Source organism: Roseovarius aestuariivivens (assembly GCF_004761875.1).
GTDB classification, from domain to species: domain Bacteria; phylum Pseudomonadota; class Alphaproteobacteria; order Rhodobacterales; family Rhodobacteraceae; genus Roseovarius; species Roseovarius aestuariivivens.
This window is the reverse complement of record NZ_SJEY01000003.1, coordinates 327244-349025: the sequence shown is the minus strand read 5'-3', so window position 1 is coordinate 349025 and position 21782 is coordinate 327244. Positions and strand designations below refer to the sequence as shown.

Here is a 21782-nt window from a genome sequence, read left to right as displayed (position 1 = left end):
GATAGGAGAGGCGACATGAAAATCACCTGGCTTGGACACGCAAGTTTCCGCATCGAGATCGGCGGGCAGGTTCTGCTCATCGACCCGTGGCTGACCGGCAACCCGATGCTGGCCGAGGATCAGCACGACGCGGCCACGCAGGGCGCCACGCATATTCTGCTTACTCATGCGCATTTCGACCATGCCAGCGACCTGCCGGGGCTGGCGAAAACGCTTGGCGTGCCGGTCGTGGGCCAGTTCGACCTGATGTCGTGGTGGGAAGAAAAAGAAGGGCTCGAGGTCGTGGGCTTCAACAAGGGCGGCACGGTGGACCTGAACGGCGTGAAGGTCACCATGGTTCATGCCACCCATTCGTCGAGCTTTGGCGGCGAGGGCGGCCCGCATGTACCGGGCACCGAATGCGGCTTCATGATCGCGGGCGAGGGCAAGACGATCTACGTCTCGGGCGACACTGACGTGATGGCCGATATGAAGGTTTTCCACGACCTGCACAAACCCGAAATCGGCATCCTCTGCGCCGGCGGGCATTTCACCATGGACATGACCCGCGCGGCCTATGCGGCCAAGACCTTCTTCGACTTCAAGACGGTCATCCCCTGCCACTACAAGACCTTCCCGATCCTCGAACAATCCGCCGAGGCGCTCAAATCGGGCCTGCCCGGCGTCGACGTGATCGAGCCTGAGGTGATGCACCCGATCGAGCTCTGATCGCCTCGGGCGGGCGGCGGCGCGTCAGGGCGCGCCGCCCTCGCGGGCAAGGAACAAGGCCGCCTCGGCCCGGTTGCGCAGGCCCAGCTTCCGATAGGCGGATTTGACGTATTCCGCGACTGTGTGCACCGAGATGTTGCACATCCGCGCACATTCCTTCCGGCTTAGCCCGCGCGCCACGAGGTAAAGCACCTCGCGCTCGCGCGGCGACAGGTCCTGCAGTTGGCCCGACGGGTCGTCGCCCGCCACCATCAGCCTGCGAAACCCGTCCTCGGCTTGGATATGCGCCGGCGCATCGAGGCCAAGCTCTTCGATGCGGCGATGCACCAGCAGGCACAGCAGCCGAAGGTCGCCCGCCATGGGGACGATCCGGTCGCAAAACGCCGCGCGGTCCAGCCCGGTGCCAAGGTTGAACCCGCCATAGCGCTCCGACCCGGTCAGCCGTACCGGAATACCCAGCCCCGAGCGAAAGCCAAGCCGCCCGGCGCGGGTGATGAACGCCTTCGCCTCGGGCGGCAGATAGGCGTGATCGGCCATGAATTCCTGCCCGGTGCGCGTTGGCGTATAGGTGTTGCAGCACCATTCGAGGAATGGATCGGCCTCTGGCCTGAAATCGTCGTAGAGGCCGGGCAGGGTGCACAGAAGAAACGGGTTCCGGCGGGCCGCATCCACGGTCACATAGATGACGTGCTCGATACCATGCGCCGTCAGACCGGCGCAGAGACGGGTCCAGATCGCGCGGATCTCCGTCAGGTCCTCGATCTCTTTCGCCAGAGCCAGAAGCGTCACATCATCCCCCCGGCAAGGGGGATAGGCAGTGCCTGCGCGGCTGCTGTAAACAGGAATGGTCGACCGGCTGGCGCTGTTTTCCTATCGTGTGTCGTGAGTGGTGCGCGGACAATTTCAGTACGAACTCCTTTCCGCACGCGTCAGCCGGCGCGGCGCCCTTGGAAAAACTCCTGCAACAGCGCGGCGGCCTCGTCTGCGGCGATTCCGTCATAGATTTCAGGTTTATGGTGGGATTGCGCGTGGGTAAAGATCCGTGCGCCATGGGCCACCCCGCCGGATTTCGGATCCTCCGCTCCGTAATAGAGCCGCGCGATGCGCGCCGCCGCGATGGCCGCCGCGCACATCGCGCACGGCTCCAGCGTCACGGTCAGGGCGTAGCCCGTCAGGCGCGCGCTGCCCGCCGCGCGGCATCCCTCGCGCAGCACCAGGATCTCGGCATGGGCGGTGGGGTCGTTCAGTTCCTGCGTCCGGTTGCCGGCCCGCGCCACGATCCGGCCCGCCGGATCGGCCAGCACGGCGCCCACCGGCACCTCGCCGCGCTCTGCGGCCTTGCGCGCCTCGGCAAGCGCGGCGTCCATGTGGCTTTTGAACGTCATGGCCCTTCCTGCACGGCAAAGCGCGCTTTCGCAAGCCCGGGCGATGGGCTATGGCCCTTGGCCATGACAGAGAAAACACCTCCCGGCGAGCGTATCGCCAAGGTCATCGCCCGCGCCGGGCTGGCCAGCCGGCGCGAGGCCGAACGCCTGATCGTGGCGGGCCGGGTAAGCGTGAACGGCAAGACGATTGACCGTGCCGCGCTCAACGTGACCGACAAGGACCGGATCGAGGTCGACGGCAAGCGCCTCGGCGCGCCAGAGCCGCCCCGCCTTTGGCTCTATCACAAGCCCACCGGCCTTGTGACCACCACCCGGGACGAACAGGGCCGTACCACCATCTTCGACGAGTTGCCCGAGGACCTGCCGCGCGTGATGACCGTGGGCCGGCTGGACCTGAATTCCGAGGGGCTGCTGCTTTTGACCAACGATGGCGGTATCAAGCGCAAGCTGGAACTGCCCGAGACGGGATGGGTGCGCAAATACCGCGTTCGACTCAAGGGTCGGCCCGAGGACGCCACCTTCGAGCCGCTGCGTAAGGGGCTCGATCTTGACGGCGAACGTTTCCAGCCGATGCAGATCACGCTCGATCGCCAGACCGGCGCCAATGCGTGGGCCACCGTAGCGATCCGCGAGGGCAAGAACCGCGAGATCCGCCGCGCGATGGAGGCCGTGGGCCTTTCGGTCAACCGCCTCATTCGCGTGTCCTACGGGCCGTTCCAGCTGGGTCAGCTCAAGCGCGGGGAGGTCGAGGAGATCCGCCCGCGCGTGCTGCGCGACCAGCTCGGGCTGGCAACCACGCCGGGAGAGGCGCCGCGCCAGACACCGGGCAAGCCCAGGCCCAAGAAGGTCCAGCGCCGCCGCCGTGACAGCTAGGCCATGCACCACCCGCCGATCACCGCGTCACCGAGAAGGATCTAAGATATCATGCGCGCGCTTTTGCAACGGGTGACCCGGGCCGAGGTCACGGTCGAGAACGACGTCATCGGGCGCACTGGCCCCGGTCTTCTGGTGCTGGCCTGCGCGATGCAAGACGATGACACGGCGAGCGCCGAGGCTCTGGCCGCAAAGGTGGCCAAGCTGCGGATTTTCAAGGACGAGACCGGCAAGATGAACCGCTCGGTCCGGGACGTTTCGGACAGCGCGCTTGTCATCAGCCAGTTCACCCTGGCCGCCGACACGCGCCGGGGCAACCGCCCGGGCTATTCCGACGCGGCCCCGCCCGAGGAGGCCCGCCGCCTCTTTGATCGTTTCGCAAGCGCCCTCGCGGATCTGGGCGTGCCGGTCGAGACCGGGCGGTTCGGCGCGCAGATGCAGGTCAGCCTGGTCAATGACGGACCTGTTACGATCTGGCTGGAAAGCTGACCGGGGCGTCTTCTTGGTCGAAACATTCCGGGGGTGATCGCGCAGGGCGAGGGGGCCGCGCCGCCCTTTTTTGCGACCTGCGCCATTTGCCGCCCTTTCCGCGGCGCAAGAGCACGTTACAATAGCGCCATGCCTTACGAATGGTCTGCCATACCCGATCCCGGCGGCGACATGCACCGTCTGCGGCTCTGGCCGCACCGGTCGCTGCCGCGCCGGGGATTTGCCATCTTCATTCTGATCACCTGCGGCATGCTGACCCTGCCGCTCTACCCGCTGTTGGGCACGGTCACGCTCTGGGGGCTTCTACCGTTCCTCGTGCTGGCGGTCGGCGGGGTCTGGTGGGCGCTCGAGCGCTCGTATTCCGATGCCGCGATGGGTGAGGAACTGACGATCGACCCCGAGCAGGTCCACCTGCGGCGCGTCAACCCGCGTGGACGCGCCGCGCAGGAATGGGATTGCCAGTCTTACTGGGCGCAGGTGCACATGCACCCCAAAGGCGGGCCGGTGCCGCATTACATCACCCTGCGCGGCCATGGCCGCGAGGTCGAGATCGGCGCGTTCCTGTCAGAGGATGAGCGCAAGGCGCTTTATGGCGAGATCGCCGATGCGCTCAAGGCCGCCGCCGCACTCCCGGACACGCCGGATCCCTAGGGCGGGCCTCAGCCCGCAGCGCTCAGCCTGTCCTTGACGCGCGGGCCCACCGCGCCGAAATCCATCTGACCGGTATAGCGAGTCTTCAGATGGCCCATGATCTTGCCCATGTCCCGGATCGAACTGGCCCCGGTATCGCTGATCGCCGCGTCGATCGCTTCGGAGATTTCCGTTTCGGAGAGCTGGCGGGGCAGAAATTCTTCGATCACCTCGATTTCCGCTCGCTCGCGCTCGGCGAGATCCAGCCGTCCGCCTTCCTCGTAGGCGCGCGCGCTCTCCTGCCGCTGCTTTGTCATCTTGCCCAGGATGGCGAGGATATCGCCATCGCCCACGCCGGCATCCGAGTCGCCGCCGCGCTGGGCTATGTCCTGGTCCTTGATCGCCGCGTTGATCAGCCGCAGCGTGCCCAGACGCGCGGTGTCTTTGTCCTTCATGGCCTGTTTCAACGCGCTGTTGACGCGGTCGCGCAATCCCATGTGTCCTGCATCCCCATGCTATGTCACAAGTTCGTCACCCTAGCCGATCATTCCGGCCTTCGCAATGCTGCGCCGGGGACGTCCGGGCCCTTGTTTTGCGGCGCCTTGGGCAGGTTCGATCCTGCGCCAAGCCCCCCTTGACCCCGTGGCGGGCGGGGCATAGGAACGGGACAATTTGCGCCCCCAGCCCCGGAGCCCGCCGCGATGCCCCACGCCCCAGACCCGCACCCCACCGCCTGCCTCGCCCTCGCTGATGGATCGGTCTTTTACGGGCGCGGATTCGGTGCGACCGGCACCGTCGCCGCCGAGCTGTGCTTCAACACCGCGATGACCGGGTATCAGGAGATCATGACCGACCCCAGCTATGCCGGGCAGGTGGTGACGTTCACCTTCCCCCATATCGGCAATGTGGGCGTCAATCCCGAGGACGATGAAACCGCCGATCCTGTGGCAGATGGCATGGTCGTGAAATGGGACCCGACCGAGCCGTCGAACTGGCGCGCGGTCGAGCATCTGGGCGCTTGGCTTGCGCGGCGCGGGCGCATCGCCATCGGCGGTATCGACACCCGCCGCCTGACCCGCGCGATCCGGCAGCAGGGCGCGCCGCATGTGGCGCTCTGTCACGATCCCGAGGGCAAGTTCGACGTGGCCGCCCTGGTTGAGACCGCGCGAGGCTTTGCGGGTCTCGAAGGCATGGATCTCGCCAAGACCGTCACCTGCGCGCAGTCCTACCGCTGGGACGAGATGCGCTGGGCCTGGCCCGACGGCTACACCCGCCTGACCGCGCCAAAGCACAAGGTCGTGGCCATCGACTACGGGGCCAAGCGCAACATCCTGCGGTGCCTGGCCAGCGCGGGCTGCGACGTGACCGTCATGCCCGCCTCCGCCACGGCCGAGGATGTGCTGGCGCAGAACCCCGACGGCGTATTCCTGTCGAACGGTCCGGGCGATCCGGCGGCCACGGGCGCCTATGCCGTGCCGATGATCCGGGGGGTGCTGGACAAGAACCTGCCGGTTTTCGGCATCTGCCTCGGGCACCAGATGCTGGCGCTCGCGCTTGGCGCGAAGACGGTGAAGATGAACCACGGTCATCACGGCGCGAACCATCCGGTGAAGGACATGGAGACCGGCAAGGTCGAGATCACCTCGATGAACCACGGCTTTGCCGTCGATAGCCAAACCCTGCCGCAGGGCGTGGTCGAAACCCATGTGTCGCTTTTCGACGGGTCGAACTGCGGCATCCGCATCGCTGACAGACCGGTCTTCTCGGTACAGCACCACCCCGAGGCCAGCCCCGGCCCGCAGGACAGCTTTTACCTTTTCGAACGCTTTGCTGCGTCGATGAACCGCTAGGTTAACACACGTTCAAAAGCGTAAGTAGCGGAGGCAGCCGTGGCCCGGATCTAGGTTTTGGCGGGGGGCTTTCTGTCCGATAAGCTCTCGGCCCCGCGGGCCGACACGAAATGCCCTAGTCCCGACAGTGCTGGCACGTGTGCGCAGAAGGTCCGCAAGGTGACCAGAAGCGGCATCGCCACCAGCATGCCCACCACCGACCAGAGCCAGGCAAAGAGCGTTACAGATAGGAACACGACCACGGTGTTCAGGCTAAGGTTGCGGCTGACGAAATAAGGCGTGACCAGTTGACCCTCGATCGAGGTCAGCGCGAAATAGACCGCGCCCACGATCAAGGCCTGTTGTGCCGTATCAAACGTGATGAGCGCCACGACCGTCGCGATACCTACACCCGTGAGAGCGCCCAGATAGGGCATGTAATTCAGCAGGAAACCCAGGATACCAAACAGCACCGGATTGGGCATGCCAAGCCCCCACATCACGAGGCCGATTGCGATCCCCAGCCCGGCATTGATGAGTGTGATCGTGAAGAGATAGCGCGATAGCTCGCGCTCGATGCTGTAGGCGATCCGTATCGCGCGCCGCTTGTCCCGGAATGTCGGTATCACGTGGACCAGCTTTTCGTAGAACATGTCGCCAGACGACAGCAGGAAGAACAGCAAAACCAGTGTGAAAACGATTTGGCCGGCAAGCCAGGGAAGGCCGGTCACGTAGTCGATCAGCCCGCTATTCTCCTCGACCTGAACGCGCTGGACGCCCGGTTCGGTCTCTTCCTCGTTGCCATCGGCGATGTCGTCGACCTCTTCGGCGGCCCTTTGTACGTCCTCGGTTGCTACGCGCAATTGGTCGATTTTGCGGCTTACCTCGTAGCCGATCATCGGCGCGCGATCGATCCATTTGCTGACCGGCCCCGAAAGCCCGAGGCTACCCACGACCAAAAGCGAGAGCAGGGTGCCGACGATGAGCGTCGCGGAGATGCCAGACCCGATGCCCCAGCGTTCCAGTCGGCGGCGCACGGGTGTAAACACGAGGTGCAGCAGCAGGCCAAGGACCACCGGCATGAGAAATGCCCGAGCATAGGCCAGACCCGCCACAAGCAGCATCAGGAAAATCCCGATCACCGCCCATCGCGGCGCAAGCACCGGTTGGGATGGTTCGGGGGATATGGGCGGTTCGGTTTCAACGGTGGTGTTGCTCACCGTGGCCTCCTTTGGTCCGTCGTGCCAAAAGACTTAACGCAGCTCGGGCCGGTTTGGTTGCCGTTGATGAACGCTGACCAGACCGCGACAGCGTTCGTCGCGTTAAGAACTTGTTTACGGCTTGTTAACCTTGGCGGGCGCAAGGTGCCTTTGTTACAGGGACGAAGGGACAGGCCATGGGCATCTCGGAACTGCGCCAACTGGGGGCGCAGGGGCAAGAGATATTCGACGGACCGGGGGCGCTCGATGGTGACCTCGTTCGACGTGGCGTGCTCGATGCCGACTCCGCCGCCCTTGCGCGCATGGTCCAACGGCATTGCGCCGCGCCGCTTGACCGGATCCTCGTGTCCGAAGGGGTGCTGGACCGCGAGACCGTACTGGCCGCACAGGCGCGTCTCAACCGATCGCGTTCTCTCTCTGACGCGGACCTTGCCGATCTCGCGCCGCTCGATGCGGAGTGCGACCCACGGATCTTGATCAAACATGCGGTTTTGCCGGTGCGGGACCGCGACGGCAAGCCGGCGCTGGTGTGCGGCGCCCTGTCAGAGCTTGCGGCGGCCCGTTCCCGTCTGCCCGAGGAGCTGGCGCAGGCGCGTGTGCTGGTGACGGACCGTGAGACGGTACAGGTCCGGCTGGCCGCGCTTTACCGCGAAGAGCTGACCGAGGCGGCGGAAGCGCGTGTGCCCGAAAACGAAAGCTGCCGCAGCTGGGGTCACATGCCGCGTCGACGGATCGCGCTGATCTCCGCCGGGCTTCTTGGCGTGGCGCTTTTCGCGGTGGTATTTCCGACCTTGTGCTTGAGCCTTATGGTGGGCTGGGCAGTCCTGACGCTTTTGGTGTCGAGCGGGCTCAAACTCCTGTCTTTTCTCGCCCGTACCGCTGGCGGGCCAGTCGTGTCGGTCACAGGGCCAGCCGGGTTGAAACCGCCGCTGCCGCGTGTGTCGATGCTGGTGCCGCTTTTTCGTGAAACGGAAATCGCCCATGCGCTGATCGCGCGTCTCACGCAGCTGACCTATCCCAAATGCCTGCTGGACGTGGTGCTTGTGCTGGAAGAAGAAGACGCGCTCACGCGGCAGACACTGGCGCAGATCGACCTGCCGCCCTGGATTAGGGTTGTCGTGGTGCCCGACGGGCATCCGCGGACCAAGCCGCGTGCGATGAACTATGCGCTCGATTTTTGCGAGGGCGAGATCGTCGGCATCTTCGACGCCGAGGACGCGCCCGAGGCCGACCAGATCACCCGCGTCGCCCGGGCGTTTCAGGCCGCCCCGGCCGACGTGGTCTGCCTGCAGGGCGTGCTGGACTACTATAATTCACGCCAGAACTGGCTCGCGCGGTGTTTCACCATCGAATACGCGGCGTGGTTTCGCATGATGCTGCCAGGCATGGCGCGGCTGGGGCTCGCGATCCCGCTGGGCGGCACGACGCTCTATTTCCGCCGCAACGCTCTGGAAGAGCTGGGTGGCTGGGACGCCCACAATGTCACCGAGGACGCCGATCTGGGCTTTCGGCTGGCGCGGCACGGCTACCGGACGGACATGGTCGCCACCGCCACCTTTGAGGAGGCCAATTGCCGCCCCTGGCCCTGGGTCAAGCAGCGCTCGCGCTGGCTCAAGGGGTACATGACCACCTATCTAGTGCATATGCGTCGCCCGCGGCTGCTCTATCGGCAGCTTGGCGCGCGCAAGTTCTGGGGCTTTCAGGCGCATTTCGTCAGCGCGGTCAGCCAGGTTCTGCTGGCGCCGGTGCTGTGGTCCTTCTGGCTGGTGTTCTTCGGGTTGCCGCACCCGCTCGATGCGGCGGTCCCGCCGGTGGTGCTGATGGGGTGCGCGGGGCTTTTCCTTGCGTTTGAGGCGATCAACATGACGGTCAATGTCGCCGCCATCTTCGGCTCCGGCCATCGCCACCTGATCGCCTGGGTTGCGACCATGCCACTTTATTGGCCGCTGGCCTGTATCGCAGCCTACAAGGCGCTTTACGAGCTGATCGTGAACCCGTTCTTCTGGGACAAGACCAGTCACGGGCTGTCGCTGACGCATGCGCCGCCGCCACCGCGGCGCGACGGTCGCGCGGCGAAAGGCCCCTCAGCTCACGCTGCCAAGCTCACCTGAATCAAGTTTCAGCCGCGTGACGAAGGCCTTCGAGATATGCGCCCGCAGCGCCTCTCCGGCCGCCTCGGCGTCGCGCGCCTCGATCGCGCTGACGATCGCGTCATGCTCGGCCAGCGCATCCTCGGGCCGGCCATCGGCGGCCAGCGACGTGGTCGCCATCAACGCCATCGAGCGATGCACGAGATCCAGTTGCTGCACCAGAAACCGGTTATGCGACGCCAGATGGATCTGCTTGTGAAACCGTCGGTTGGCGCGCGCCATCGCGGTCGGATCACCCTTCAGCTTTTGGTCGTCCTCCACCATGTCGCGCAGCACGCGCACCTCTTCCTCGGTGGCGTGACGCGCCGCGAGATTGGCCGCCAGACCTTCCAGCTCGGCGCGCACCACGTAAAGTTCGGCCAGCTGGTTGTGATCGAGCGACGCCACGATCAGGCTACGCCCGTCGCGCGTCAGAAGCGATTGCGTCTCGAGCCGCTGCAGCGCCTCGCGGATGGGGGTGCGCGACACGCCGAAGCGCTCGGCCAGATCGCTTTCCACAAGCCTGTCGCCGGGCTTGTAGGTGCCCATGTCGATCGCCTCGAGAATAAGCGAGTAGGCGTCTTTTTGCGGCGCGGCTATGGTCATCGCGGGTCCTGTCCTTACATTTTGTGGATACGCGACGGTACTCATTCCAGAAGATGGGAATCAACCCAGAACATTTGTATACAATGCCAAGGCAAGGCGCCGGATCGGAACAGGAAGACCAGAGGATGCCGAAACAGGATTTCGCCCACGTCACCGACTGGGTGTTCGATCTCGACAACACGCTCTATCCCCCTGCGGCGCGGCTCTTTGACCAGATCGAGCAGCGCATGATTGCCTATGTCATGGACTTTCTGCGCGTCGATCGGGCCGAGGCCGACCGGCTGCGCGATCACTACTGGCAAGTGCACGGCACGACCCTCGCCGGGCTCATGGCCGAACACGGTCTCGACCCCGAGCCGTTCCTCGACGACGTGCATGACATCTCGCTCGACCATCTCGCCCCCGATGCCGATCTTGCCGCATGCATCCGGGCGCTGCCGGGCCGCAAGATCGTTTATACCAACGGCACAGGCCCCTATGCCGCGCGGGTGGTCGACAAGCGCGGCCTCGCCGGCGTGTTCGACGACATCTACGGCGTCGAGCATGCCGGCTTTCGCCCCAAGCCCGAGCGGGCGGCCTTCGACCGCGTGTTCCGTCAGAGCGGTATCGCGCCGGACCGCGCGGCGATGTTCGAGGACGAACCGCGCAATCTCGCCGAACCTCATGCGATGGGAATGCGCACCGTGCATGTCGCGCCCGCACCGGCCCTGTCGGCGGCGCATATCCATCACCATACCGACGATCTGGCCGGCTTTCTCGCCCGGCTGGTCTAAGCGGCGTCTTGGGCGCACTGCGGCGAATTGCGGCTTTGCAGCTTGCCCGCCGGCGGTGTCTACATCGCGGCGACATAACAGAAGGGATCACATATGTCCGCAGCTTCCGACGAAGACAGGGTCGCCGAAACCAAACGCGCGCTGCGCATCCTGCTGGTGGTGCTCGTCGCGCTCGTCCTTTGGGGCGTCAGCGTGGCGATATGGGGCGTGCCCGGCCTTTACATCCCGGCGCTTGTCATGGTGCCGGTGCTGATGGGCATGCTGATCTGGATCTCACGCGGCTAAGGCCGCACAGGCGGGGGATGACGTGACGGCGCAGGACTGCGATATCGTGATTTCCGGGGGCGGCGTCGCCGGCCTGTCGGCGGCGGCGCTCTTCGGGCAGGCCGGGTTCCGCGTGGTCTGCGTTGATCCTGCCCCGCCCATCACCGACCGCGAGGCCGAAGGCGCCGACCTGCGCACCACCGCCATTCTGCAGCCGGCACAGGCGCTGCTGGCCGAGGCCGGGATCTGGCCCCGGCTGGCCGAGCATGCCGCGCCGCTGCGGGTGATGCGTATCGTCGACGCGGGCGGCGACACGCCAGAGCCACGCGTCGTCAAGGATTTCGAGTCCTCCGATATTTCCGACAAACCCTTTGGCTGGAACCTGCCCAACTGGCTGCTGCGGCGCGAACTCGTGGCGCAACTTGACACGCTGAGCCATGTCGAGTTCCGCCCCGGTGTCGCCGCCAGCACGCTTTTCACTCGCGAGACCGAGGCGCGCGTGGGTCTTGACGATGGCACCCGACTACGCTGCCGGATGGTGATCGCCGCCGATGGGCGCAACTCTCCCATGCGGCAGGCCGCTGGCGTGCCGGTCAAGACGACGCGCTACGGGCAAAAGGCGCTCGCCTTCGCCGTCACGCACCCGATCCCGCACGACAATGTCTCGACCGAGATCCACCGGTCGGGCGGGCCCTTCACCCTGGTGCCGCTGCCCGATCACGGCGGGCGGCCGTCTTCGGCCGTTGTGTGGATGGAGGAGGGCGCCGAGGCGCAGCGCCTCGCGGCGCTTGACGAGACCGCATTCGAAGAGGAGATGAGCACGCGGTCCTGCCATCTCTTCGGGCCGCTCACCCTTGCCTCGCGCCGTACTGTCTGGCCGATCATCAGCCAGATCGCGGACCGCATGTGGGCTGAACGCGTGGCGCTTGTGGCCGAGGCCGCGCATGTGGTGCCGCCCATTGGCGCTCAGGGCCTCAACATGAGCCTCGGCGACATGCACGTGTTGCTGGATCTGGCGCTCGCCGCACCCGACCAGCTGGGCGAGGCGGAGATGCTGAAGGCCTACCACCGTCGCCGTCACTGGGAAGTCGCGGCGCGCGTGAAGGGGATCGACCTGCTCAACCGCACCTCGATGCTTTCGGCACCCGCCCTGCGCGACGCCCGCGCGATGGGGCTTCAGGCGCTCTACGCGCTCGGTCCGGTCCGCAAAACCCTTATGCAGCTGGGACTTGGCGCGCGCGGCTGACCCGGGAAAGGGTTAATATTGCCTTATTTCCGCCACAATTCCGCACGATAAATGCCTCAAAGTTTAAGGGACCCGGCGCCAAGACCGGGCCAGAGGCATTGGCGGGACAGGCATGGCAGACACCACGCTGCTGTTGAATGGATTCAGCATCATCGGCGATCCTAAGACCAACTCGAATGCCAGCAATGGCGGCGAGCTGATGATCCACGACGGCACGGCGGTCTTCGAGAACGACGACGTCGTCGTCATGGTGGTCGAAAACGTCACCGTCGACGGCGTGCTGACCGACCAATCGGTGGTCACGAAAATTATCGTTTATGAAAATGCCGGCGATTACTTCAACGACGTCCCGAAATACACCTATGACGCGGCCCCCGGCGGGGGCGGTGACATCGAAACCGGCCGCAATACCATGGGCGACCGCTACCTTGAATTCGATGCCAGCACTCTGACCTCCACCGATGCGGGCGCGCCAATTTTGGGCGACCTGGCGATGGTGGCCGGGGTCGACATCCTCGGCACGCTGGCCTCGCAGAACGGCCCCTTCGAGGTGCCGACGAACGAGGATATCGACCTGAACGGCGATGGGATCATCTCCGGCGACGAGATCGCCGACGGTGCGTTCACCAGCGCGCTCAACATTCTGACCGAGGAAAGCCTGATCTGCTTTGCCGCCGGCACGCTCATTGAAACCCCGATGGGCCCGCAGCCGATCGAAACGCTGTGCGTGGGCGACCGGGTCAACACGCTGGATGACGGACCGCAGAAGATCGCCTGGATCGGTGGCGCCGCGGCGCGCGGGACCGGCGCCAATGCGCCTGTGCGCATCCGGCGCGGCGCCATCGGCAATGTGCGCGATCTCTGGGTTAGCCAGAATCACCGCATGCTCGTGCGCGGCCCGCAGGCCGAGCTTCTCTTCGGCGAACCCGAGGTGCTGGTGGCGGCCAAGCACCTTGTGGATGGCGACGGGATCCGGATTGTGCCCTGCGCCGAGGTCGAGTACTGGCATTTTCTGCTCGACGCGCATCACATCGTCTTCGCCGAGGCCTGCGCCACCGAAAGCCTTTATCCCGGGCAGGAATCACTCAAATCCGTCACCCCGCAAGAGCGTGATGAGATCGTGGCGCTCTTTCCCGAACTCGCCGAACGGACCTGCGACTACGGCCTGTCGCGCTATGCGCTCAAAAGCTTCGAGGCCCGCGCGCTGCGCCGCACAGCCTAGCCGATCGGGCCGGGCCGGCGCTCTTCGGACAAAAGCACGTTGGCTTCCACGTCGCCCACGCCAGGCAGGGTCATGATCCGCCGCCTGAGCACCCGTTCGAAATCCGAAATATCCCGCGCCACGACCCTCAGGCGATAATCGTAAAGCCCCAGGATATGCTCGACGGTTTGCACCTCCGGGATGGCCGTGACCGCGCGCTCAAAATCCTGCAGGCTGACGCGCCCCTTGGTGGCCAGCTTCAGCCCCAGAAAGACCGTCACGCCAAACCCCAGCCTTTCCTTGTCGAGGTCGAGCCGCTGGCCCTTCAGAATGCCCGCCGCGCGCAGCCGCTGTACCCGACGCCACGCCGCCGGCTGGCTCAGCCCCAGCTTGCGCCCCAGCGCGCCCGCCGTTTGAGTGGCATCCGCGCTCATCTCACGCAAAATCTGCCGGTCCACGGTATCAAGGTCCAGCTCAGGCGTGCTCATATCGGCAGAACCTCGTCGGTCTTGATCCGCGCCACATGCATCAGGGCCTCGATATCCGCCATATGCGGCAGGGCCAGGATCGCGCTGCGATAGATGTCTTGGTAATGCGCCATGTCTCGCGCGATGACTGAAAGGCGCACATCGACACGACCAAGAAATGTCTGGATTTCAATAACCTCTGGGATCATCCTCGCTTGTTGCATGAATTCGTCAAAGGCGCGCGTTTGGGTCTTATCCAGCGTGATGCGCAAAGAGACCTCCACCTCGTAGCCAAGCGTGCGCCAATCGATCACCGCATGATTGCCCCGCAGAATGCCCGCCGCGCGCAACCGCTCCAGCCGGCGCGCGCAGGTGGCGGGTGTCACCCCTGCCAGCGCGGCAAGGTCCGCAGGCCCGGCCTCGGGCCGGTGCTGATACTGGCGCAATATACGCCGGTCCGTGTCATCAAGCATGATAATTTCGCATATTTTACATTCAGCGAATGATTAGCACGAAATTCAGAGAAAAACAGCGGAGAATGCAGGAAGATTTATGCCCACTCCGCGCATCTTGCCGCCATCTGACACCGAGAGGAGCGAGACATGCGCGTCTATTACGATCGTGACTGCGACATCAACCTGATCAAGGACAAGAAAGTGGCCATCCTGGGCTACGGCAGCCAAGGCCACGCCCATGCGCTGAACCTGCGCGACAGCGGCGCCAAGAACGTGGCCGTCGCCCTACGCGAAGGCTCGGCCAGCGCCAAGAAAGCCGAAGGTGAAGGGCTGCAGGTCATGGGCATCGCCGAGGCGGCGGCCTGGTGCGATCTGATCATGTTCACCATGCCCGATGAGCTTCAGGCCGAGACATACCACAAATACGTGCACGACAACCTCCGCGAAGGCGCGGCGATTGCCTTTGCCCACGGCCTCAACGTGCATTTCGGGCTGATCGAGCCGAAGCCCGGCGTCGACGTGATCATGATGGCCCCAAAAGGCCCAGGTCACACGGTGCGCGGCGAATACACCAAGGGCGGCGGCGTGCCCTGCCTTGTGGCCGTGCATAACGATGCGTCCGGCAAGGCGCTGGAACTGGGCCTTTCCTATTGCTCGGCCATCGGCGGCGGGCGCTCGGGCATCATCGAGACGAACTTCCGGGAAGAGTGCGAAACCGACCTCTTCGGCGAGCAGGCCGTTCTGTGTGGCGGTTTGGTCGAGCTCATCCGCATGGGCTTCGAGACCCTGGTCGAGGCAGGCTATGCGCCCGAGATGGCCTATTTCGAATGCCTGCACGAGGTGAAGCTGATCGTCGATCTGATCTACGAGGGCGGCATCGCCAACATGAACTACTCGATCTCGAACACGGCCGAGTATGGCGAATACGTCTCTGGCCCGCGCGTGCTGCCCTATGAGCGCACCAAGAAAGAGATGAAGGCGATCCTGCACGACATCCAGACCGGCAAGTTCGTGCGCGACTTCATGACCGAAAACAAGGTTGGCCAGCCTTTCTTCAAGGGCACGCGCCGTATGAACGACGCGCACCAGATCGAGGAAGTGGGCGAAAAGCTCCGCGCGATGATGCCGTGGATTTCCGCCGGCAAGATGGTCGACAAGGAAAAGAACTGATCCGCCGGGTCGGTCCGACGACAAAAAAAGAGCCGGGAATGTCCCGGCTCTTTTTCATTTAATTGGCGGCGCTGTGCGAGTCGCCATCCTTGGCCAGCGCGCTTTTTTCCGCGTTCGGATCTGCCATCCGCTCTTGCGTTTTCTTTTTGCTCCGTGCGGCCAGAAACAGCACGATTACGAAAGTGATGACCGACAGGCCGATAACACCATAGGTTTCCATTGGGCTTCTCCTCTTGTTGGCAAGAACGGTAGGCCCTATGCCCGACCGGGCAACGCAAACGAGACGTTTTGACACGCTTCGGTTGCGCCAAAGGATTGAACGGGATGGAAAAGGCAATCGTGATCGCGCCGGTGAACTGGCTCAGGATCGGCGCACTCGGGGTGATCTGGGGCGCATCCTTCATGGCGGTCAGCGTTTCTCTGCAGGGGGTCGGACCGCTCAGTGTCGTGGCCGCGCGGCTCTGTCTCGGCGCGCTTTTTCTGCTGACCTTGTGCTTCGCGACGGGGCGCGGGCTGCCGCGCCGGCACGGGTCCGGGGCGGGGCGGCTTTGGGTCTTTATCCTTGCCATGGGGGTCTTTTCAAACGCGCTGCCGTTCTTTTTGCTCAGTTGGGGTCAACAGGTTGTCGCGTCGGGCTTTGCCGGGGTGACGATGGCGGTCGTGCCGCTTTTCGTGCTGCCCCTGGCGCATCTTTTCGTGCCCGGTGAACGAATGAGCCTGCGCCGCTCGGTCGGGTTTATCCTCGGCACGATCGGTGTGATCGTTCTGATCGGGCCCGGCGCCTTCGCCGAGACGGGCGCGGAGCGCGAAGGTCTGGCGCGGCTGGCCTGCGTCGGCGCGGCGCTCTGCTATGCGACAGGGTCAATCTTTACCCGGCGCTGTCCGGACGTGGACCGGCTTTCGCTTGCGGCGGGTGTGCTGCTGGTGGCAGCACTGCTTTTTACGCCCTACGCGCTTTGGGTCGAGGGCTGGCCCGGGCAGGTGGATTGGGTTCCGGTGCTGGCGCTTCTCTATCTGGGTCTTTTGCCAACCGGCGTCGCGCAGATTCTTCTCGTGCAGGTCATCCGCGACGCAGGCCCGAGCTTCATGAGTCTCGTGAACTACATGGTGCCGGTCTGGTCGGTGATCTTTGGCGCTGTGCTTCTGAACGAGGCGCTTTCGCCCAGCCTCTATCTTGGTTTGGCGCTGATTCTGGGTGGGGTGGCGCTCAGCCAGCTGGGCGCCTTGCAGCGGGTCTTTGGCGCGCGGATGCGGCGGGGCAGACCGGCGCGCTGAGGTTTGTACAAACTGGACAAAGCGGGGTGTCGGGGATGTACGAATTGTACAAAATCACGTCCCGGCGGGAAGCTGCCCCAGTACCGAGGCCTGCCACAGTTTCAAGGCCTCCGCCGTCGCGCCCACGTCATGAACGCGTAGTATCTGGACACCTTGGGCGATCCCGGCCAGGGCGACGGCCAGAGAGCCCGGCGCGCGGTTGCGCGCCTCCTCCGTGCCGCCGATCGTGCCGATGAAACGTTTGCGCGAGGCGCCGAGCAGGATCGGACAGCCAAGGCCGTGGAACAGCGCAAGGTTCTGCAAAAGTTGCAGATTATGCTCCAGTGTCTTGCCGAAGCCGATGCCGGGATCGACAATGATCGCTCCGCGCGGGATGCCGAGCGCGGTCAGCGTCTCGATCCTTTCGGCAAGGAAATCAAAGACATCCAGCGCAACATTGTCATAGCGCGGGTCGTTCTGCATGATGTCCGGCGTGCCCTGCGCGTGCATCACGCAGACCGGCAACGCCCGCGTGGCGCATAATGGCGCCAGGGCCGGGTCGAACGTGAATCCGGCCACGTCATTGACGAGCGACGCCCCGGCCTCATGCGCTGCTTTCGCCACGGTCGCCTTACGGGTGTCGATGGAGACCGGAATGCCGGTCTCGGCCCGGATCGCGGCGATCACCGGCGCGGTGCGGCGGATCTCTTCCTCTACCGAGACTTCCTGTGCGCCCGGACGGGTGGATTCGCCGCCAACATCAATGATTTCAGCGCCTTGCGCGATCATGTCCCGCGTGTGGGAGAGAGCCGCGTCGGGGGCGAAATGCTCTCCTCCGTCGGAAAAGCTGTCTGGCGTGACGTTGAGGATGCCCATGATCTTCGGTGTGTCGAAGGCAAGGCCAGATATCGGCGCGCGGGGGCGGGTGAGACGCTCCAGCGCGTCCTTCGGAACGTCTTGCACTGGGATCAGGCGCGAGGGGGCATCGCGGTGGATTTCTTCCACGCGGTCAAACCAGCACCACCCACCGGCAAGCGGCAGAGCATCATCGGACCGGGCGACATCGGTTTGCGGGATCGGGCGGTAATAGGGCATCGTGCGACGTCAGAGACCGCTTTGCGCGATGTCCTGGATCAGGACCGGAACAGGCGGATTGGCCGGGGGTGCGACACCAATCAGCAGAAGATCGGAGGCTTCCATATGCCCCGCAAACCAGGCAGCGAGCGCCACTGGATCATCAGGTCCGGACTTGGGGCCATCCACGGCGTCGAGGACAATTTTCGAGGGCGCCCAGACACTTATCTGTCCGTTTTTCATCGCCCAGTCGAGTTCCGTGCGGCTGCCGACAACCACACAGCGGTCATCGCGACCTGCCAACATCCATGCGTTCTGCTCAAGTGCCAGAAGGTCGACGCGGCGCTGTGTCATGCGGTGGCCGGTCTTGGGGCTTGGGGTATCGGCATGCCCCACGCACAGGATTACCGGCTCCTTGCGGGCTTCGAGCTGGTCCAGCCACCGCGCGAGATTGGGCGAGCGGATGGCGGAATTGGTCAGAAACACGACGTGGGGGTGGGGCGTGGTGCTGGGATGATGTGCGATCGGTTTGGTTTTCAGGTCCTCGACGGAACGCACGATCTCGACGCCAAGGGCGCCCGGGCCGCGGTCGAGCTTCTCGATCCGCACGAATGTGCGCACCGCCTGGGGTTCCAACAGGATACGCTCGGCGATCCTTTCGGCCAATGTTTCCAAGAGGTTGAGGCGCTCGGCGGCCAGTTCGGCGGCGATGGCGTCGGTGACGCGGTCATAGCTCAGGATGCGGTCCACATCGTCGTCCAGCGTGCCGGTCAGGGGGCGGACCTCGACCACGACGTTGAAGGCGATGCGCTGTGTGATGCCGCGCTCGGCCTGAAAGGCGCCGATCTCGACCTCAATCACATGATCTCTAACGGAAATTCTGTCCAGCGGCCCGTCCGGCGCGGTGGCGTCGGCGCGGGCAGACGGGTGCTCGAACGCGAGGCGAATTTCGTTAGGCATCGGATGGTCCTCCCTAGTCTGAGGCCGGAGTAGCATGTGACGGCGCTGTCAGGGAAGGGTGAATGCGACCGGAAAGGCGCGGGACGCGGCAGCGGGTTCAAGCGGGGAAACGGCGCGGGATTTGTACAAATTGTATCAGGTTTCAGACCGCGTTTGTCCATTTTGTACAAAACTCGGGCAGGGGTTTGCAGCGCCATCACGCCTGTCCTGCCCGGTCTTCGCGGCCATCACGTCGTTTCCCGTTCCAGATTGTCACCGCCCTTGAAGCGAAACGGTATGGTAAGGCTTTCGCAACATCCTTTTGGCGCGATGCAGGCTCAAGTTCGTGGACCTGGACCGAGGGATTTCAAATCTCTCCGAGGTAGTAGCCAATGGCTTCGGCCAGTTCGTCTTCCTCGTAGCCGAAATGAGAGCGCACGATTTCTTCGAGCTTGCGGAATGTGGTGGCGGTCTGCGCGAAATTTTCCTGCGACGGGTCGTCGACCAAGGCATCCGCCGCACGGCCCAGACGGATGATCAGCTCGTGCACGACGTCGTGTTCGGCCCTTAGCTTGGCGATGATTGCTTTGAACCTGCCTGCGCCTGATGCCTCGATCCTGGGGAACATGTCGCCGCTTTCGATGTCGTGGTGAAACTTCAACACCTGACACTCTCGACCACAGAGCGACCCGAAGAGGCGCATGTTCTCGGCCATGTCGAGCGACAGGACGATCCGCTTGAGGTGTTCGGGAGGGGCATCGCCGGCTTCGATTTTGGTCAGGACTGCGCCGATCTGGGCCATTTCGTTCAGATAGTGACGGTGAATGGCGGCCAGTTGCCGGCCCTGTCGTCGGTGCTGTCCCGTCGCCTCGGGGACTGGCGGCGCCTTGGGGCGGGCGGCTTCGTTCAGGCACAGCTCGTCGAGCGAATGGGTCGAAAGATCAGTCATCACGGACAGTTGGGGAGGCAAATGCAGCTTTGAAAGAAAAGGCCCCGGGGGTTCCGGGGCCTTTGGTTTTTTGAATTGTCAGCCGGGGCTTAGTGCGCCGGAGACTTGTCCCAGTCTTCCTGCTTCGGCAGCTGCTCGAACGTATGCTCGGGCGGCGGCGAGGGCAGGGTCCATTCCAGCGTGTCCGCGTACTCGTTCCACGGGTTCGCCTCGGTCACGCGGGAGCCGCGGAAGACGGCGTAGAACATGACACCGAAGAAGAAGATGAACGACGCGAAGGAGATGAACGCACCGATCGACGACCACCAGTTCCAGACCGCGAAGGCCTCGGGGTAGTCGATATAGCGGCGCGGCATGCCCTGACGGCCCAGGAAGTGCTGGGGGAAGAAGGTCAGGTTTGCGCCGAGGAACATCGTCCAGAAATGCAGCTTACCGGCCCATTCCGGGTACATCCTGCCGGTCATCTTGGGGAAGTAGAAGTAGATCCCCGCGAAGATGGCGAAGACGGCCCCAAGCGACATCACGTAGTGGAAGTGTGCGACCACGTAATAGGTGTCATGGTAGGCGCGGTCGATCCCGGCCTGGCTCAGCACGATGCCGGTCACACCGCCCACGGTGAAGAGGAACAGGAAGCCGAATGCCCAGAGCATCGGCGTCTTGAACTCGATCGAGCCGCCCCACATCGTGGCGATCCAGCTGAACACCTTCACGCCTGTAGGCACCGCGATGACCATCGTGGCCAGCATGAAGTAGGACTGCTGGGTCAGCGACATGCCCACGGTGTACATGTGGTGCGCCCATACGACAAAGCCGAGGAAGCCGATGGCGATCAGCGCCCAGACCATCGGCAGGTAGCCGAAGATGGGCTTGCGCGCGAAGGTCGCGATCACGTGGCTGATGATGCCGAAGCCGGGCAGGATGATGATGTAGACCTCGGGGTGGCCGAAGAACCACAGGATGTGCTGGTAAAGCACCGGGTCCCCGCCGCCGGCCGGATCGAAGAAGGTCGTCCCGAAATTCCGGTCGGTCAGAAGCATGGTGATCGCGCCCGCCAGAACCGGCAGCGACAGCAGGATGAGCCACGCCGTGACGAAGATCGACCAGCTAAAGAGCGGTACCTTGAAGAGCGTCATGCCCGGGGCGCGCATGTTGAGGAAGGTGGTGATCATGTTGATCGCGCCCAGGATCGAGCTTGCGCCCGACACGTGCACGGCAAAGATCGCCAGATCCATCGACATGCCGGCCTCGGTGGTCGAAAGCGGCGGGTAGAGCACCCAGCCCACGCCCGACCCCAGTTGCCCGTTGCCGCCCGGCGCCAGAAGCGAAGCCACGCCAAGCGAAGTACCTGCCACATAGAGCCAGTAGCTCAGGTTGTTCATGCGCGGGAAGGCCATGTCCGGCGCGCCGATCTGCAGCGGCATGAAGTAGTTGCCGAAGCCGCCGAACAGCGCAGGAATCACGACGAAGAACATCATCAGGACGCCGTGATAGGTGATCATCACGTTCCAAAGATGCCCGTTGGGTGTGCATTCGCCCGCAGCGGCGGCGGTAAACCGTGCACCTTCGAGGCACATGTACTGCACGCCGGGCTCCATGAGCTCCAGGCGCATGTAGATCGTGAACGCCACCGAGATCAGGCCGACGACCGCCGACGTGATCAGGTAGAGGATCCCGATATCCTTGTGGTTCGTGGACATGAACCAACGGGTGAAGAACCCGCGGTTGTCTTCGTGTCCATGGCCGTGAATGGCTGCATCTGCCATTGAGTGCCTCCTGCTGGTCAAAATACGAGGGACACGCAACACGACATTTTCCGCCGCAAGACGGACTCAGCGCGTGAGGTGTGTCCCGTAAACACATCGGAGTTTTAGAATGTCACGCGCGAAGGAGCAATGCGCCACTTTGACCGAAATCGAATATTTTCGTCTTTTGGCGGCTTTCCGGAATATCCTTTTCTGCATGATGAAGAGATCTAAAGACCCTGGCGACAGAGCCAAGCGACGGGCCAAGCCTTGATGACGCGACATCGCGCCGCGATTTCCGGGGGGGGGCTGCCGCCACGAACGCGGGCTTAGGTCAGGTTGTGGTCTCTGCCTTGGGCGAGACCGAGAGAAAGCGGAC

The 21782-nt window shown here is 64.0% G+C and carries 24 protein-coding genes; 12 read left to right on the top strand and 12 right to left on the bottom strand.

The annotated features are described in order from the left end of the window. Positions 1–15: 15 nt before the first annotated feature. The gene (locus EZV60_RS07220; RefSeq protein ID WP_135503779.1) at positions 16–708 is read left to right on the top strand and encodes a metal-dependent hydrolase; all 693 of its coding nucleotides are present in this window, start codon (positions 16–18) and stop codon (positions 706–708) included. A gap of 24 nt (positions 709–732) precedes the next feature. Here the strand turns inward: EZV60_RS07220 and EZV60_RS07215 are convergent, their stop codons facing one another. Both EZV60_RS07215 and EZV60_RS07210 read right to left on the bottom strand, forming a co-directional pair. Beyond that, on the bottom strand, positions 733–1497 hold the full coding sequence (locus tag EZV60_RS07215; RefSeq protein WP_135503777.1) for a helix-turn-helix transcriptional regulator: 765 nt from the start codon (positions 1495–1497) through the stop codon (positions 733–735). A 140-nt stretch (positions 1498–1637) separates the two neighbouring features. Then, the gene (locus EZV60_RS07210) at positions 1638–2093 is read right to left on the bottom strand and encodes a nucleoside deaminase (RefSeq protein ID WP_135503775.1); all 456 of its coding nucleotides are present in this window, start codon (positions 2091–2093) and stop codon (positions 1638–1640) included. Between the two features lie 63 nt (positions 2094–2156). Between EZV60_RS07210 and EZV60_RS07205 the strand changes: the two genes are divergently transcribed. The 3 genes from EZV60_RS07205 (at position 2157) to EZV60_RS07195 (ending at position 4106) form a co-directional block, all read left to right on the top strand. After that, entirely contained in the window at positions 2157–2966 is an 810-nt protein-coding gene (locus EZV60_RS07205; RefSeq protein WP_135503773.1) for a pseudouridine synthase, read from the top strand. A gap of 51 nt (positions 2967–3017) precedes the next feature. Next, on the top strand, positions 3018–3455 hold the full coding sequence (gene dtd / locus EZV60_RS07200) for a D-aminoacyl-tRNA deacylase (RefSeq protein ID WP_135503771.1): 438 nt from the start codon (positions 3018–3020) through the stop codon (positions 3453–3455). A 129-nt stretch (positions 3456–3584) separates the two neighbouring features. Continuing rightward, positions 3585–4106, top strand: a complete 522-nt coding sequence (locus tag EZV60_RS07195) for a DUF2244 domain-containing protein (protein ID WP_135503769.1) — start codon at positions 3585–3587, stop codon at positions 4104–4106. Between the two features lie 8 nt (positions 4107–4114). Here EZV60_RS07195 and EZV60_RS07190 read toward each other — a convergent pair whose 3' ends face one another. After that, on the bottom strand, positions 4115–4582 hold the full coding sequence (locus tag EZV60_RS07190; protein WP_135503767.1) for a GatB/YqeY domain-containing protein: 468 nt from the start codon (positions 4580–4582) through the stop codon (positions 4115–4117). Positions 4583–4786: 204 nt separating this feature from the next. On the opposite strand from EZV60_RS07190, the gene carA reads away from it, so the two are divergent. Beyond that, complete coding sequence (gene carA, locus EZV60_RS07185) at positions 4787–5935, top strand: glutamine-hydrolyzing carbamoyl-phosphate synthase small subunit (protein ID WP_135503765.1); 1149 nt, start codon at positions 4787–4789, stop codon at positions 5933–5935. Between the two features lie 50 nt (positions 5936–5985). On the opposite strand, the gene EZV60_RS07180 is transcribed toward carA, so the two are convergent. Further along, positions 5986–7134: an AI-2E family transporter gene (locus EZV60_RS07180; RefSeq protein ID WP_210115064.1), complete on the bottom strand. Its 1149-nt coding sequence runs from the start codon at positions 7132–7134 to the stop codon at positions 5986–5988. 176 nt (positions 7135–7310) lie between these two features. Here EZV60_RS07180 and EZV60_RS07175 point away from each other — a divergent pair, with 176 nt between their 5' ends. Continuing rightward, positions 7311–9245, top strand: coding sequence for a glycosyltransferase (locus EZV60_RS07175; protein ID WP_135503763.1), 1935 nt, complete (start codon positions 7311–7313; stop codon positions 9243–9245). On the opposite strand, the gene EZV60_RS07170 is transcribed toward EZV60_RS07175, so the two are convergent. After that, a complete protein-coding gene (locus tag EZV60_RS07170; RefSeq protein WP_135503761.1) occupies positions 9219–9869 on the bottom strand; it encodes a GntR family transcriptional regulator in 651 nt (216 codons plus the stop codon). The two genes, EZV60_RS07175 and EZV60_RS07170, sit on opposite strands and share 27 nt — an antisense overlap. Positions 9870–9994: 125 nt before the next feature. Between EZV60_RS07170 and EZV60_RS07165 the strand changes: the two genes are divergently transcribed. The 4 genes from EZV60_RS07165 to EZV60_RS07150 all read left to right on the top strand — a co-directional run bounded on the left by EZV60_RS07165 (position 9995) and on the right by EZV60_RS07150 (position 13374). Then, positions 9995–10642 (top strand): pyrimidine 5'-nucleotidase, encoded by a 648-nt coding sequence (locus EZV60_RS07165; RefSeq protein ID WP_135503759.1) that lies wholly within the window; start codon positions 9995–9997, stop codon positions 10640–10642. A gap of 93 nt (positions 10643–10735) precedes the next feature. Beyond that, on the top strand, positions 10736–10927 hold the full coding sequence (locus tag EZV60_RS07160; protein ID WP_135503757.1) for a hypothetical protein: 192 nt from the start codon (positions 10736–10738) through the stop codon (positions 10925–10927). 22 nt (positions 10928–10949) lie between these two features. Beyond that, a complete protein-coding gene (locus EZV60_RS07155; RefSeq protein ID WP_135503755.1) occupies positions 10950–12152 on the top strand; it encodes a UbiH/UbiF family hydroxylase in 1203 nt (400 codons plus the stop codon). Between the two features lie 112 nt (positions 12153–12264). Continuing rightward, a complete protein-coding gene (locus EZV60_RS07150) occupies positions 12265–13374 on the top strand; it encodes a Hint domain-containing protein (RefSeq protein ID WP_135503753.1) in 1110 nt (369 codons plus the stop codon). Here the strand turns inward: EZV60_RS07150 and EZV60_RS07145 are convergent. Beyond that, the gene (locus tag EZV60_RS07145) at positions 13371–13841 is read right to left on the bottom strand and encodes an Lrp/AsnC family transcriptional regulator (RefSeq protein WP_135503751.1); all 471 of its coding nucleotides are present in this window, start codon (positions 13839–13841) and stop codon (positions 13371–13373) included. The genes EZV60_RS07150 and EZV60_RS07145 overlap by 4 nt on opposite strands. Continuing rightward, positions 13838–14293, bottom strand: a complete 456-nt coding sequence (locus EZV60_RS07140; protein ID WP_135503749.1) for an Lrp/AsnC family transcriptional regulator — start codon at positions 14291–14293, stop codon at positions 13838–13840. The genes EZV60_RS07145 and EZV60_RS07140 overlap by 4 nt, the downstream gene beginning before the upstream one ends. A gap of 129 nt (positions 14294–14422) precedes the next feature. Here EZV60_RS07140 and ilvC point away from each other — a divergent pair, with 129 nt between their 5' ends. Next, positions 14423–15445, top strand: coding sequence for a ketol-acid reductoisomerase (ilvC, locus tag EZV60_RS07135; protein WP_135503747.1), 1023 nt, complete (start codon positions 14423–14425; stop codon positions 15443–15445). Between the two features lie 58 nt (positions 15446–15503). Here the strand turns inward: ilvC and EZV60_RS19055 are convergent, their stop codons facing one another. Then, complete coding sequence (locus EZV60_RS19055; RefSeq protein WP_167853479.1) at positions 15504–15665, bottom strand: hypothetical protein; 162 nt, start codon at positions 15663–15665, stop codon at positions 15504–15506. A 104-nt stretch (positions 15666–15769) separates the two neighbouring features. Between EZV60_RS19055 and EZV60_RS07130 the strand changes: the two genes are divergently transcribed. Next, complete coding sequence (locus EZV60_RS07130) at positions 15770–16720, top strand: DMT family transporter (protein ID WP_135503744.1); 951 nt, start codon at positions 15770–15772, stop codon at positions 16718–16720. Between the two features lie 54 nt (positions 16721–16774). On the opposite strand, the gene folP is transcribed toward EZV60_RS07130, so the two are convergent. From folP to ctaD, 4 genes are all read right to left on the bottom strand, one after another. Then, on the bottom strand, positions 16775–17794 hold the full coding sequence (folP, locus tag EZV60_RS07125) for a dihydropteroate synthase (protein ID WP_135503742.1): 1020 nt from the start codon (positions 17792–17794) through the stop codon (positions 16775–16777). 9 nt (positions 17795–17803) lie between these two features. Then, the gene (locus EZV60_RS07120; RefSeq protein WP_135503740.1) at positions 17804–18733 is read right to left on the bottom strand and encodes a dihydroneopterin aldolase; all 930 of its coding nucleotides are present in this window, start codon (positions 18731–18733) and stop codon (positions 17804–17806) included. 346 nt (positions 18734–19079) lie between these two features. Further along, the gene (locus EZV60_RS07115) at positions 19080–19661 is read right to left on the bottom strand and encodes a hemerythrin domain-containing protein (RefSeq protein WP_135503738.1); all 582 of its coding nucleotides are present in this window, start codon (positions 19659–19661) and stop codon (positions 19080–19082) included. 89 nt (positions 19662–19750) lie between these two features. Continuing rightward, on the bottom strand, positions 19751–21424 hold the full coding sequence (ctaD, locus tag EZV60_RS07110) for a cytochrome c oxidase subunit I (protein WP_135503736.1): 1674 nt from the start codon (positions 21422–21424) through the stop codon (positions 19751–19753). Positions 21425–21782 lie beyond the last annotated feature (358 nt).